The 15,785-nt window shown below is 36.2% G+C and carries 9 protein-coding genes; 1 reads left to right on the top strand and 8 read right to left on the bottom strand.

Annotated features, from left to right (window positions below):
- Positions 1-4: 4 nt before the first annotated feature.
- Positions 5-6,829 carry a BspA family leucine-rich repeat surface protein gene (locus M666_RS19880; protein ID WP_029444982.1) on the bottom strand — a complete coding sequence of 2,275 codons (6,825 nt, stop codon included), beginning with the start codon at positions 6,827-6,829 and terminating at the stop codon, positions 5-7.
- 448 nt (positions 6,830-7,277) lie between these two features.
- On the opposite strand from M666_RS19880, the gene M666_RS02675 reads away from it, so the two are divergent.
- The gene (locus tag M666_RS02675; protein WP_029444981.1) at positions 7,278-8,345 is read left to right on the top strand and encodes an endonuclease/exonuclease/phosphatase family protein; all 1,068 of its coding nucleotides are present in this window, start codon (positions 7,278-7,280) and stop codon (positions 8,343-8,345) included.
- 76 nt (positions 8,346-8,421) lie between these two features.
- Here the strand turns inward: M666_RS02675 and argH are convergent, their stop codons facing one another.
- From argH to M666_RS02640, 7 genes are all read right to left on the bottom strand, one after another.
- Positions 8,422-9,702, bottom strand: coding sequence for an argininosuccinate lyase (argH, locus tag M666_RS02670; RefSeq protein ID WP_029444980.1), 1,281 nt, complete (start codon positions 9,700-9,702; stop codon positions 8,422-8,424).
- A gap of 76 nt (positions 9,703-9,778) precedes the next feature.
- Positions 9,779-10,849 carry a M20 family metallo-hydrolase gene (locus M666_RS02665; protein ID WP_029444979.1) on the bottom strand — a complete coding sequence of 357 codons (1,071 nt, stop codon included), beginning with the start codon at positions 10,847-10,849 and terminating at the stop codon, positions 9,779-9,781.
- Positions 10,850-10,851: 2 nt separating this feature from the next.
- Entirely contained in the window at positions 10,852-11,676 is an 825-nt protein-coding gene (gene argB, locus M666_RS02660; RefSeq protein ID WP_029444978.1) for an acetylglutamate kinase, read from the bottom strand.
- Positions 11,677-11,716: 40 nt separating this feature from the next.
- A complete protein-coding gene (locus M666_RS02655; protein WP_024479035.1) occupies positions 11,717-12,658 on the bottom strand; it encodes a Rossmann-fold NAD(P)-binding domain-containing protein in 942 nt (313 codons plus the stop codon).
- 29 nt (positions 12,659-12,687) lie between these two features.
- Positions 12,688-13,449: a glutamate 5-kinase gene (gene proB, locus M666_RS02650; RefSeq protein WP_029444977.1), complete on the bottom strand. Its 762-nt coding sequence runs from the start codon at positions 13,447-13,449 to the stop codon at positions 12,688-12,690.
- A 6-nt stretch (positions 13,450-13,455) separates the two neighbouring features.
- A complete protein-coding gene (locus tag M666_RS02645) occupies positions 13,456-14,655 on the bottom strand; it encodes a glutamate-5-semialdehyde dehydrogenase (protein WP_024479033.1) in 1,200 nt (399 codons plus the stop codon).
- Positions 14,652-15,779, bottom strand: a complete 1,128-nt coding sequence (locus tag M666_RS02640; protein ID WP_029444976.1) for an aspartate aminotransferase family protein — start codon at positions 15,777-15,779, stop codon at positions 14,652-14,654. Before M666_RS02640 ends, M666_RS02645 begins: the two co-directional genes overlap by 4 nt.
- Positions 15,780-15,785: the final 6 nt, after the last annotated feature.

The following is a 15,785-nucleotide window of genomic DNA, read 5'->3' as shown; positions in this document are numbered from 1 at the left end:
GCTATTATCGCTTTAGGACTACGAATCCTTTTAATTTTTTTAAGTTATGTGTCCCTGTAATTTGTATATCAAAGAAATACGTTCCATTAGGTAATGTGCCTGCACCAGATTTTAGAAGTTTATTTGCTTCACCTCTAAATACGTTACTTTGATTATCATAATTGGCTATAGTAAATACTAAATCTCCCCAGCGGTTATAAATATTGACAATGTTGTCTGGACTGTTTTCAATACCTTTTATTTCCCAAAACTCATTGATACCATCGCCGTTGGGTGAGAATCCATATTCTGATGCTATTAAAGGTTCTATTTCTGTTGTAAAAGATTCCTCAGAGCAACCAACAGCATCACCAAATGAGTTGTAAGCTGTTATGGTAACATAAATAGTAGATTCAAAAGGAAGATCGTCCATTAGTTCGTAAGAGGTTAATAAGCCAACATCATCATTGTTTAAAATATCTGTTCCGCCAGATGTTGTTCCCATAGAAATGCGGTAACCATCTGCATTTGTAATTGCTTCCCAACTAACGGATACATCTGTAGCTACATTTATGGCTTCATTTGTAGGGGCTGTTAAGGATGTACAATTCGGAATTCTAATGATGGTTTCCGTGGTAAATGATTCTTCGGTGCAACCTGTAGCATCTCCTGCTGCGTTGTAAGGTGTTATGGAAGCATAGATCGTAGTTGCCTCCTCAAAGTCTGTACTAAATACATAGGTGTTTATATTTCCTACATCTTCATTGTCCAAAATGTCTGTTCCGCCAGAAGTTGTTCCTACCGTTAATTTATAGCCGTCTGCATTTGCTATTGTGTTCCAAGTTAAGTCAGAATCTATGGCTACATCTGTTTCGCCATTTAAGGGAGCAATTAGAGAGGTGCAATTTGGTATCATTGTTAGAATTTCAGTCGTGAAAAATTCTTCTGTACATCCCATAGCATCACCTATAGTGTTGTAAGGTGTAATAGTCACATATATAGTTGTTGCTTCATTGAAGTCTGCAGTAAAGTCATAGCTGTTTGTATTCCCTACATTTTCATCGTTTAAAATATCTGTCCCTCCAGAAGTTGTTCCTACACTTACTTTATATCCGTCTGCATTTGGTACAGCATTCCAAGTCAAATCGGTTGTAATAGCCACATCAATTGCGCCAGATAATGGAGCAGCTAGTGTAGTGCAATTAGGAATGGTGGGTGTCGTTAAGGTCGTGAACGATTCTTCTGCACAACCTGTAGCATTACCTACGGTATTATAGGGTGTTATGGTCACATAGATAGTTGTTGCTTCATCGAAGTCTGCAGTGAAGTTGTATGTGTTTGTATTTTCCACATCTTCATTGTTTAAAATATCGGTACCGCCAGAGGTGGTTCCAACCGTTAGGATATAACCTGTGGCATCACTAACTATATTCCAGGTAAGTTCAGTATCTAAGGCGATATTGTTTGCGGTATTTGTTGGCGTAGAAAGCATGGTACAATTGGGAACTGTAGGTAGGGTTTCTGTAGTGAATGATTGTTCTGCGCAACCTGTGGCATCACCTACAGCATTATACGGGGTAATTGAAACATATATAGTAGTTGCTTCATCAAAATCAGCGGTAAAATCATACGTATTTGTATTTCCTACATCCTCATTGTTTAAAATGTCTGTACCACCGGGGGTAGTGCCTACTGTTAATTTATATCCAGTGGCATCACTCACTAAATTCCAATTAAGGTCACTATCAATAGCCACATCGGTAGCACTATTTAAGGGAGTAGTTAAAGTAGTACAGCCAGGTACGGTTGGACTACCATCACCAGTGGTAAAAGTTTCTTCACTACAGCCTAAAGCATCACCTACTGCATTATAAGGGGTGATCGTAACATAATGCATTCTGTTAGCGCGTAAATCATCTGTAAAACTATAGGTGGTCATATTCCCTACGTTTATATTATTGACCACTTCAATTCCTCCTGTGGTAGTTCCTACACTAACTAGATATCCTGTGGCGTTTGGAACTAAATTCCAAGATAAATCGGCAGTGATAGCCACGTTTGTAGCTCCGTTAAATGGACTTGCCAAACTTGTACAAGCCGGTGCTACAGGAATAAATTCTGTTGTAAAACTTTCTGCAGAACAGCCAAGAGGCTCCCCTTCTTCATTATAGGGCGTAATTGTTACGTAATATGTAGTGTCTTCTTCTAAGTCACTTGTAAAATCATATGTAATACTATTACCAACATCTTCATTGTCTAAAATATCTGAGCCACCAACAGTCGTTCCCACTGTTATTTTATAGCCATCGGCATTGCTAATAGCAGTCCAGTTAAGGTCTGTATCTATTGCAATATTCGTATCGCCATCAACAGGTAGTGTAAGTGTTGTACAATTTGGAATAGTTGCAGAAGTATTAGAGATGGTGAAACTTTCTTCTAAACATGGCCCTACGGCATCACCTTCATCATTAAAAGGAATTAAGGTTACATATACCGTATCTCCTGTATTAAAATCGGAGGTAAACTCATAAAATGTTTCATTAGTAATTGTTTCATTATCCAAAATATCAATGCCACCGGTAGTAGTACCTACGGTTAAATGATATCCTTGTGCATAAAGCGCATGCTCCCAAGTAATATTTGTATTTACGGGAACGTCAATAGCGCCATTTAAAGGAGATAGTAGTTGTGTACATGAAGGAATAGGGCAGTCGCGCACATCAAGACTAAAGGTCCATCCATAGATGTCAATCATAGATTGTCTTTCTTCTTGAGCATCGCAATAAGGTAAAGTTGCTGCACCTAAAGTAATTCCTGGTGTTAAGGTTTGTTCTGACCATGCAATTAATGTATTGTCATAATTTTCTCGAGACAATGCAGTGTCATCTAACATGTTTAACATATTGGTTACCCCGCTAATGTCCCAATCACCGAAATATTGATTCAGTGCTGTGGCATCATGAAACATGGCTCTCATAGAAACGTCTCCTATTAACCACTGGTCAAAAGATTGATCTAGTGCAGTAGCATTTTGAAACATTCTATCCATAGAGGTTACATTATTGGTTCGCCAACTATTTAAAGATTGATTAAAGCTTGTAGCACCACTAAACATATCAGCCATAGTGGTTACAGCTCTTACATTCCAACCATCTATATTTTCGTTAAAAGCTATGGCATTTTCAAACATACTTTCCATAGTCCTCACAGAAGCAACGTTCCAAGAATTTAAAGATTGGTTAAAAGCGCTAGCAGCTCTAAACATATCTTCCATTGTAGTTACAAAAGTGGTATTCCAGCTATCTAAATCTTGGTCAAAAAGTGTTGCACCATAAAACATTGCTTCCATAGTTAATGCTTCGCCAGTTTTCCACATATTCAAGGGTTTATTAAATGCTGCAGCATTTTTGAACATTGCTTCAAAATTGGTCACTACGGCAACATCCCAATCATACATTTCTTGATCATAGACTGTAGCTCCTTCAAACATAGAAGGCATCAAAGTAACAGAACTTACATCCCATGTGTTTAAGGGTTGATTGAATGCTATGGCATCTTCAAACATGTTACTCATATTGGCAACGGCACTAACTTCCCATTGCTCTAAAGGCTGATTGAAAACAGAAGCCCCTTCAAACATGCTAGACATATTTACAACCGAGTTGACGTCCCAACTATTTAAGGGCATATTAAAACTTACGGCATTACTAAACATGAAAGACATATCGGTAACATTGGTGACACCCCAACTGTCTATATCTTGATTAAAACTATCCGCACTATAGAACATGCTAGCCATATTTAAAACACTAGTGACATCCCACTGATCAATCGGTTGATCAAAAGCATCGGCGCCATAAAACATCTCTCTAGTGGTTTGTAATGATAAGGGGTTCCAATTGTTTAAAGCTTGATTAAAAACTGAGGCGGATCGAAACATGCGATACATAGTGGTTACGGAAGAAACATCCCAAGCATCAATGCTAGCATTGAAAACAGAGGCGTCATAAAACATGCTCTGCATAGTTTCAACCTTAGAAACATCCCATGAGTCTAGTGGTTGATTAAAAGAATCGGCATTGCTAAACATATAAGACATATCTGTCACATTGCTTACATTCCAGAGATCAATGGCTTGGTTAAAATCTTCTGTTCCTGCAAACATGTTTGACATGGTGGTTACACTACTTGTAGTCCAACCTGTTATATCTTGATTAAATTCATCGGAATAAGCAAACATGCTATCCATGCTAGTTACATTACTCACGTCCCAAGTATCTAAGGGTTGATTAAATATGGATGCCGATGAAAACATAGAAGTCATATCTGTAACATTACTCACATTCCAATTGTTTATATTTCCATTAAATACATTACAGTCATAAAACATTTCAGACATGCTAGTAACATTGGTAAGAGTAGGAACGTCTGTTGCATTATATTCCATATTTTCACAGTCATAAAATGCCCGTTGCATTGATTGCCAAACTTGTGATCCCCATTGGTCTATGGAAAGTAGTTTATAAGCATCTCCAGTAGTATATCTATTGTATGGGGCAGGATATTCACCTATTATAGATACCGTATAAATACCAGGTGTTAAATAGGTATGTGTAATGGAGCCGGTTACGTTGTTGTCATATTGACCATCTCCCCAATCTATGGAGTAATCATAACTCAATCCCGAATTAGTTCCAATTCTTAATTGATTACTATCGGAGGTGTATGAATTATCTAAGTTGGTATCATAGGTAAGCTTAAATGCGTCTGGACTGTTTACCCAACTTTCAACAACCGTAAAGCTTATTTCGGAGCAACCTGTTGCGGGTCCTTCTGCGTTATACGGAACTACAGTGACATAAACAGTATCTCCAACAGTAAATTCATTCGTAAAATCTAAGCCTACCACATTACCAACATCATAATTATTGGCGGGGGTGCCGCTAATATTTACGTAACTTCGTGTGCCTCCACGTTCTACTTCTAAGGTAATTCTGTACCCAGTAGCATTTGGTGCTGGATCCCAACGAATATCACTATTTGCTGGTGTGAACGTGTCGCCAGAATGTGGCATCGTAATTTGAGTGCACAAAACATAGGAACAGTTTACATCATCTCCAGTAATCGTCCAACCATGAGTATCAATTAAACTTTGTCTTTGTGTCAAAGCATCACAATATTGTAAAGTTGTGGCCCCTAATGTAAGACCTGGTTTCACTGTTTGACCAGACCATGCAATTAAAATATTGTCATAATTTTCTTGAGAAATTCCACTTTCAGAAAGCATTCCTGACAAGTTGGATACAGCAGAGATATTGAAACTACCAATATTTTGATTGAAAGAAAAGGCTCTATAAAACATATTAGCCATATTTGTCACGGAACTTGTATCCCAGCCACTTATATCTTGATTGAACACTGCAGCGTTACTAAACATGGCGTACATGTTAGAAACATTGCTAACATCCCAGCCGCTAATATCTTGGTCAAATGCTTCGGTATAGGAAAACATACCGTACATAGTTGTACCAGTATTTATTACCCAATTATCTAAAGGTTGATTGAAAATTTTGGCTCTGTAAAACATTTCTCTAAAACTTATAACATTACTTACATCCCAAGTGTTTAAAGGTTGATCAAAGGCGGCTGCATCATAGAACATTTTTTCCATGTTAGTAACAGAACTTACAATCCAAGCACTTATGTTTTGATTAAAAGCATCTGTATCTTCAAACATACCACTCATGTTCTCAACATTACTTACATCCCAGCCGGTAATATCTTGATTAAAGTTTGAGTTATCTCTAAACATATTACTCATGTTAGTTACATTAGTTACATTCCAACTGTCTAAAGGATAATTGTATGCTTGACCCCAATAGTAACCATCAAACATACTAGACATATTTGTAGCGTTATCTACAATCCATGAATTTAATGGCTGGTTAAAATTCCTGTTTCTTTGAAACATACTTGAAAAATTTGTAACCTGAGAAACATCCCAATTACCTATAGATTGATTAAAAATAGAGCTATTGAACATGGAGGACATATCCGTAACATTGCTAACAATCCAATTGTTTAATGGGCTATTGAAATTTCCTGTACTGTAAAATGTCCCAGACATATTGGTAACATTAGATACAATCCAATTATTAATATCTTGATTAAAACTACTTGCATTGTAAAACATGCGATACATGGTAGTTACTGATGCTGTATTCCAATTATCTAAAGGTTCATTAAAACTATTGGCGCTATAAAATGTTTCAGACATATCTGTAACGCTGCTTGTATCCCATAAATCTAATGGCCTGTTAAATGTGCTACAGCCTTTAAAAAGTCCAGATAAGTTGGTTATTGTACTTACATCCCAATTGTTTACAATACCATTAAAAGAAGTACACCCATAAAACATATTTTGTAATGTGGTTACTTGTGATAAATCTGGAGCGTCAATTAAGTCAAAATTTAAGTTTGTACAGCCATAAAATGCATTTTCCATGCTGAGCCATTCAATAGTACCCCAAGTTAAAATTTCAATTATTTTATCTGTATCTCCTTCGTCATTAAAATAAATGGCGGGGAAAGTGCCGCTAATACTTATGGTATATATTCCAGGAGAGGTATAAGTATGTATGATGTTTGCAGTAACATTAGAGTCAGAACTACCATCTCCCCAATCTACCATATAGTTATAGGTAAATGCGGGGTTAGTGGGGATCTCTATTTGATCCGCTGCAGAAGAGCCCGTACTCGTCTGTTGTGTGTCCCAAAGTGCCGTAAAATTTTGTCCGAAGAGATTAAAACTTAAAAAAACGAGAATTATCGTGAGTAAATGTTTAATCATAATAGTGAGATGTAAAAGAAATTGTGGTTGATTTTTTCAAAGATTACAAGGGAGCTTCAATTGTAGAAGTATTTGTTGTAAACAAGCAGTTAATAGCGGTGAACGAGGCAAAATTAGTAGAAAGGGTTTTGCCTATTCCCCCTGTAAACAGTGAAAATCAGTGTACCTAATGGAACACGTTGTTACGTTAAGATTTAATTGATTTGAACTAAAAACTTTTTGTAATCAAAAGTACCTTGCCTTTAAAACAAAAATTATGAAGATTACTCCACTAATAGGAATGGCAAAATTGTTTGTCAAAAGCAAAAAAATAAAACTGGTACTTATAGGTGCTCAATTTGGATATATGGGCTATAAATATTTAAAAAGTAGAAAGCGAAAAAGAAATAATCTAAAAACTTTAAAATCGTAGAAGGTATTAAGTCAATAATTTTTTTAAATATGTTCCATGAAAATCAAGGTGTTTCTTAGGGTTTTTGGGGTTATTTCAATCCTCTTGACATTATTTCCGTATATCTCGGCAAACCAATGGTACATTCGCATTTTTGATTTTCCACACCTTCAGCTTACGTTGCTAACGTTGTTAGCACTACTGGTCTATTTTCTTAAGTTTAATTTTGGAAATTTTATAGATTACCTCTTCGTGCTTGTTTTAGGACTATGCTTTGTATTTCAGAGTTTGAAAATATATCCGTACACAGCATTTGCTCATTATGAGGTTCAGAATTCCAACCCTTCTGCATCTAATGAGCTTAGTATTTACACGGCAAATGTGCTACAAGAGAATAAAAAAATAAAAGAGCTATTATCTGATATTAAAAGTAATGATGCAGATCTTATGGTTTTTACAGAAACGAACACTCGATGGATAAATATATTAAAAAAAGAGTTAGCAGAAACTTATAGGTATACCGTTGAGGTGCCTTTGGAGAATACTTATGGAATGGTATTTTTCTCTAAATTGGAATCACACAACGCTGCTGTGCATTATATGGTTGAAGATTCGATTCCTTCAATTCACACGCAAATAATATTAGAAACTAAAGACACCATACAACTCTACGCAATTCACCCAGCCCCGCCAGCCCCACAGCACAGTCCTTCTTCAGTAGACCGGGATGCAGAGATGATGAAAGTTACACGATTAGCTAGAGAATCTAAATTTCCTGTCGTTGTATTGGGTGATTTTAATGATGTTGCCTGGTCTGAGACTACTACCTTGTTTCAAAAGGTAAGCGGACTTTTAGATTTGCGAAAAGGGCGAGGTTTTTACAGTACCTATAATGCTAAAAGTTGGTTTATGCGTTGGCCTTTAGACCATGTATTCGCATCGGCTCATTTTAGAATTAAAGAGGTGCATAGGGGATCAAAAATTGGTTCTGATCATTTTCCATTTTACGCTAAGTTTACTTTTGAACCTGCGCTAGCAGCTATGCAAAAGCTACCAGAACCAACCGCCGAAGATCTGAAAATTGCATTTGACCAAATAATAGAAGAAGAAAAAGAAAACGAATAATGGGTGATTGTTGTAAAAAATCACCCATTATAAGGAGTTATTATAAAACGATGTATTTGGTTGTTCCGTTGAAATGTTAGCTTATGTCGTTCATTTTTTTACGAATTTCATTTAAACATAAATTGCCTAAACTGCCTTCATGAGTATGTTTTATATCACGTTTAGGCGTAAACCTACCTTCGTGAATTTCAGTCCCCATTTGTTTGTACGCATCGCGAAAAGGAATGCCACTTAAGACCAATTCATTTAAAGTGTCTACGCTAAATAGATAATCATATTTAGGGTCTTCCAAAATGTTTTCATTTACTCTAACTTCTTTTAAGCTGAACGTTAAGATTTCTATACAAGCCCTTAAATCTTGAATAGCAGGTACAATCACTTCTTTTACCAATTGTAAATCTCGGTGATATCCACTAGGTAGATTGGTTAAGATTAGAGCTAATTGATTAGGAACTCCCTGAAGTCTGTTGCATTTACCTCTCACCAATTCAAAAACATCAGGATTCTTCTTATGCGGCATAATACTAGAACCTGTAGTAAGCTCATCTGGGAAAGAAATAAAATTAAAGTTCTGACTCATATAAAGGCAAATATCCATTCCCATTTTAGAAAGGGTAGCGGCAACACTACTAATTCCAAAGGCAGTAGCTTTTTCTACTTTACCACGTCCCATTTGTGCGGCAACAACATTATATTTTAAATTAGCGAAACCCATTTCTTGTGTTGTAAAAGTTCTGTCAACAGGAAAAGAACTACCGTATCCGGCAGCACTACCTAAAGGGTTTTGGTCTGCTATTTTATATGCAGCATCAATAAAATATAAATCATCGATTAAACTTTCGGCATAGGCAGAAAACCATAGGCCAAAAGAAGAGGGCATTGCAATTTGTAAATGGGTATACCCAGGAATTAAAACCGACTTATATTTATCAGCTAGATTTAATAATAAGTCAAAGAGAATTTTTGTTTCAGATTTTATTTCCGCTAATTCATTCTTCAAATACAAATGCATCGCTACTAAAACCTGATCATTTCTTGAACGCGCTGTATGTATTTTTTTGCCAGTATCACCTAACTTTTCAGTAAGCATATACTCTATTTTAGAGTGCATATCTTCAAAAGAGTCATCAATAACAAATTCTCCTTTTTCAATACTCTCACCAATAGTAGCGAGCTCTTTTACAAGACTCTCTGTTTCTTCTTTTGTTAGTAAGCCAATTTTGCCTAACATTTTGGCATGAGCTGTAGATGCTATTACATCATATTTAGCCAATAATAAATCTAATTCACGATCATTACCCACGGTAAAATGATCAATTTTCTTATCGGTGCTAAATCCTTTATCCCAAAGTTTCATAATCTTAAGTATTAAGTAGTTAGTATTAAGTACAAAGGTGAATATCAAGCGAAACTTAATAATTTGTACTTAGTACTCAATTCTGTTCAATAAATCCTTCTAAAATTTTAATATACAAATCTATACCTTCTTCTATTTCATTCACATAAATAAATTCATCTGCCGAATGGGAGCGGGTGCTATCACCTGGACCTAATTTTAAAGATTGGCAGGTGAGAGCTGCTTGGTCAGAAAGGGTAGGAGACCCATAGGTTTCTCTTCCTAATGCAATTCCTGATTGTACCAAAGCATGATTTTTATCAATTTTAGACGAGTTTAATTTTAAACCACGTTCTTGTAAGGTGCACGGAGCTTCTTTTTTAAGTAAGTTAGCTACTTCTAGATTGGTATAACAATCATTTACACGAACATCTACTACTAAATCTACTTGTGAGGGTACTACATTATGTTGACTCCCAGCTTTGATTTGGGTGACCGTCATTTTCACTTCTCCTAATGCCTCTGATGTTTTTTCAAAGCTATAGTTTTTAAACCATTCTAGAACTTCAATCGTATTGTAAATAGCATTATCGGTATTAGGATGTGCCGCATGAGAAGGCGTTCCTTTAACTACCGCATCAAAAACCACTAATCCTTTTTCTGCAATAGCTAAATTCATTAATGTTGGCTCACCTACAATAGCAACATCTATAGGAGGTAGTGAAGGTAAAAGGCCTCTTAAGCTATTTATTCCCGCACTTTCTTCTTCTGCAGACGCGACCATTAATATATTATGATTTAAATTTTCAGAAGCGTAAAAATGTGAAAAGGTAGCTAATAAAGAAACCAAGCAACCTCCAGCATCATTACTGCCTAAACCATACAATTTACCATCTTCAATATGTGGGTAAAAAGGATCTCTGGTATACGCCTGATTTGGCTTTACAGTATCATGGTGCGAGTTTAAAAGCAATGTTGGTTTTGTGTCGTCCCAATGTTTATTTTTCGCATAGACATTATTGTTATCTCTTGTAAATGAAATGTCAAAGGATGTAAACCAATCTTGAATAGCATCGGCCGTTTTATCTTCTTCACTTGAGAAAGATTGAATGCTGATTAACTGTTTTAGTAAAGCTATTGCTTTTTCTGTTAGTTGCTTTTGATTCATGATTATAAGGTTATTGTGGTAAACAATTGTGCATCTTCTTGTATCATTTCTATATCACCCAAACATACTTTGTGTACGTTATGGTGTAAAGCATGATAGCAATTTTCTAGCTTTGGAAGCATACCGTCTGCAATAATTTCTTGCGCTAGTAGTTCTTTATATTTTTCACTGTTGATATGTGTTACAACAGAATTTTCATCTTTAATATCTAAAAGGACTCCCTTTTTTTCGAAGCAATAATACAGTGTGGTCTCAAAGGTATCTCCCATGCCTATCGCAATTTCAGAAGCTATCGTATCTGCATTGGTATTTAAAATTTGGCCTTGACCATCGTGAGATAATGCACAAAATACAGGTGTTAAGCCAATTTGTAATAAGGAGGCAACGAACGCTGTATTTACGCCGTCTATATCACCTGCAAAACCATAATCTATCTCGTTAACGGGGCGTTTGTGCGCCTGTATAGCATTCCCGTCTGCACCGCTAAGTCCTATGGCATTACAGTTATTTGCTTGTAATTTGGCAACGATAGTTTTGTTGGTTAAACCGCCATATACCATGGTAATTATATCAATACTTTTGCCATCGGTAATACGCCTACCGTTAACTAATTGTGATTCAACCCCTAGTTTACTCGCTAATTGTGTGGCTAATTTACCGCCACCATGAACCAAAATTTTAGGACCTTCTATTTTAGAAAAATGGACTAAGAACTTATCAAGTTCACTGGTGTTTTCAATTACATTCCCGCCTATTTTTACAATTGATAAGCTCCTCTTTTTCTCATCAAGGGGAAGATTTTTATTTTCGGGTGAATTTGACTTCATTTTTCCGCTTTAAGTTTGTTATTCCTCTTACTTGCCAGTATTAGTTGAGGTTTTCTAGAATTTTTTTCAGTACAATTTGAGCAGAATAGGTTCTATTATTAGCCTGCTCTATGACAATACTTTGGTCAGAATCTAAAACAGCATCTTCTACGACGACATTTCTACGTACAGGTAAGCAATGCATGAATTTAGCATTTCCTAGTTTTGCTTTGGTCATCATCCAATTTTTATCTTGATTAATTACGTTACCGTAGTCCTTGTAGCTGCTCCAATTTTTTACATAAACAAAATCTGCATTTTCTAATGCTTTTTCTTGATTGTATTCTATAGTAGCGTCTTTTGTAATTTCAGGATTTAACTCATAACCTTCTGGATGTGTAATTACAAAATCGGCCTCTTGTTTTAGCATCATTTCCGTGAAAGAATTTGCTACGGCATGTGGTAAAGCTTTAGGGTGTGGCGCCCATGAAAGCACAACTTTTGGTCTTGCTTTAGTATTTTGCTCACTGATTGTGATTGCATCTGCCAAAGCTTGTAATGGGTGGCCAACAGAGCTCTCCATATTTACAACAGGGATACTCGTATATTTTTTGAAACCATTAAGGACTAACTCTGCTTCGTCTTTTTCTTTATCGGTTAAAGAGGCAAATGCACGGATAGCAACAATATCACAAAATTGTGATACTACCTGCGCAGCTTCTTTAATATGTTCCGATGTACCTTGATCCATAACAGTACCATCACCATATTCTAAAGCCCAGCCTTCACTTCCAAAATTCATGACCATGACTTCTAAACCTAAATTAGAAGCTGCTTTTTGAGTGCTCAAGCGCGTTCTAAGGCTATTATTAAAAAACAATAGGCAAATGGTTTTATCTGCGCCTAAATTTTTAAATGCTTTAGGGGTTGCCTTTAATGCTCTTGCTTCTTGTACCCAATTTGGGAGTGAATCTATGTCTTGAATGCTAGTGTAATGCTTCATGATACTGTACTTTTTATAGCCTTAAGGCTTTACTTAATTTTTGTAAAATTACTTTTGCCATTCATGGCATCCGTGATAAAATTATCTTTTAGTCCGTTGATGATCCATGTTTCAATGTTAGCAGCTTTTGCAATAGTTGCTGCTTCTATTTTAGATTGCATACCACCAGTGCCGTGTGTAGATTTATGATCGCCTACTTCATTGATTAATTCATTTAAATGAATGACCTCTTTAATTGTTTCTGGCATAGTTTCCGTTAATGATTTTTTGGTGTAAACACCATCAGTATTGGTGGCTATGATCAATAAATCTACTTGCAATAAAGAAGCGGTTAGCGCTGCTAGTTTATCGTTATCTCCAAATTGAATTTCATCGGTAGCTACGGTATCATTTTCATTAATAATGGGGATAAAATTATTCGCTACTAAAACATCTATGGTGTTTTTAATATTCAATTTAGATTTAGGATGTTCAAAGTCTGCATACGATAAGAGACACTGCGAAGTAAACAGTCCTAATTCCCGAAAGTTCTCCTGAAAAATACGCATGAGATGCGGTTGCCCAATAGAAGCTAGTGCTTGTTTTACATTAATATCCTCGCCATTATGTTCGAGCTTTACAAACTGACGTGCAGCAGCAATAGCTCCAGAGCTAACGATAATAAATTCATGCGAATCTTTTAGACGTTCTATTTGACGCCCAATATCTTCTATTTTACCCCGAGAAATATGATTGGTTTCTTTGGTTAAAGTATTAGAGCCTATTTTTAATAATACGCGAATCTTTTTCATTTGCTGTTAACTTCTAACTTGTCCGTTGCCCAAAACATACCATTTATTGGTTACCAAATGCTGTAAGCCAATAGGCCCTCTTTGGTGTAATTTATCTGTACTAATGGCTAGTTCTCCTCCTAAACCAAATTGAAAACCATCTGTAAACCGTGTGGAGGCATTATGATATACCGCAGCTGAATCTACAGACTCCATAAATAATTGCGCCTTTTCTTCGTTTGAGGTGATAATTACAGCAGAATGGCCGCCACCATAAGTGTTAATTTTGTGAATGGCATCCGTTACGTCTGCAACCTGCCCAATAACAATTTTGTAATCTAGAAATTCTTCATACCAAATTGCTTCAGTATCAAAAGTGGTAGAACCTTCTAAATCAGTAAGCGTTTGATCGGTTAATATCTCTACATCACGTTTCTTTAATTCTTGAATAAGATGTTGTAGAAATTCAAATTTCCGAGGCATATCTGCAGCAATTAATACTTTATCTAAAGCATTACAGGCTGATATTTTTGTTGTTTTTGCATTGATAATGATATCAACAGCCATCTCTAAATCGGCATCTGTAGCCACGTAAGCAAAGTTATTTCCTCTACCACTAATGATAACAGGGCAGGTGGCGTGTTTTTTTACAAAAGCGATGAGCTTTTCACCTCCACGCGGTACAATAAGATCAATCTTCTGTGTCGGGTGCTGTAAAAAAGCTTGGGTTTCTTCTCGGTTAAATTGTAAATAAGTAACCCAGTCTGTTGCGCATTCATTTTGTTCTAAAGCCTTGTGCCAAAGCGCCACTAAGGCCAAATTGCTTTGTAAAGATTCTTTTCCGCCTTTCAATAAGATCTTATTTCCAGATTTAAAAGCAATACCAGCAGCTTCAATGGTAACATCAGGTCTGGATTCGTAAATAATACAAATAGTACCAAATGGAGCCGTTTTATTACTTACTTTAATTCCGTTTTCATGGGTAAAACCAAAACGTTCTACACCTAAGGGGTCTTCTTGGTCTGCTAACTGTTGTAAGGATAAGATCATCCCTTCAATTTTAGCATCATCAACTTTTAGGCGGTCTCCCATAGCAAGATCATCACCAGTATAGGCCTCTAAATCTTTTTTATTAGCGTCTAAAATAGCTTCCTTTTCTAGCGCTATAAATTCCGCCATGGTTTTCAAAACCTTATTCCGTTGTTCTATACTTAATAGTAAACTCACTTTAGTTCCTTTTTTAAAGCATCAAAGAAGATATCTATCTCTTTTTCTGAAATGTTAAGCGCAGGTAAAATACGCAGCAGTTTTTTATTACTTGCTCCACCGGTAAAAATATGCTGATCATAAATAAGTTTTTTGCGTAATTCTGATACTTCAAAATCGAATTCCAAACCAAGCATTAATCCACGGCCTTTAATTTTTTTAACTTGAGGGATTTCTGCAGCACGCTCTTTAAAATAGACTCCAATTTTTGCAGCATTGGCAATCAAGTCTTCTTTTTCAATAACTTCTAAAACAGCGAGAGATGCCGCACATGCCAAATGGTTGCCACCAAATGTAGTACCTAACATTCCGTATTTAGCCTCAATACTTTCGTGAATTAGAACACCGCCCACAGGGAAACCATTTCCCATACCTTTTGCAATGCTAATAATATCTGGTTGAATGTCGTGATGTTGAAATCCAAAGAATTTCCCACTTCTACCAAATCCTGATTGTACTTCATCAGCAATTAGGATGACATGATGTTTCTTGCAACTTTCAGCAATCTTCTGGTAAAATTCGGTTGATGGCTCATCTAAGCCACCCACGCCTTGTATTGCTTCTAGAATTACAGCACAAACATCTCCTTTTTCAATTTCGCTTTCAAAGGCATCAAAAGCATTGAATGGTAAGAAAGTTACTTTTTGTTGTTTGTTGATGGGGGCATTTATATTCTGATTATCTGTAGCGGCTACTGCAGCCGAAGTTCTACCGTGAAAACCGTTATTAAATGCAATAACTCTGGATTTTCCAGTAATAAATGACGCCATTTTTAAGGCGTTTTCATTGGCTTCCGCCCCAGAGCTACATAGAAATAAGTTATAATCTTCACAATCAGAAAGCGCTCCTAATTTAGTAGCCAATTCTGTTTGTAATGGGTTTTGGATTGCATTGCTGTAAAATCCAATTTTATGTAATTGATCTTCTAATCTTTTAATATAATGTGGGTGTCCATGTCCGATAGATATTACAGCATGACCTCCGTAAAAATCCCAGTAATCTTGTCCGTTTATATCAGTAACGATACTCCCTTTAGCACTAACAGGTGTAACATTATATAAAGGGTAAACATCAAATAGTTTCATTTTTTA

Origin of the sequence: Cellulophaga baltica 18, from assembly GCF_000468615.2 — a bacterium.
In the GTDB taxonomy this organism is placed as follows: Bacteria; Bacteroidota; Bacteroidia; order Flavobacteriales; family Flavobacteriaceae; genus Cellulophaga; species Cellulophaga baltica.
This window is presented reverse-complemented; position numbering and strand designations above follow the sequence as displayed.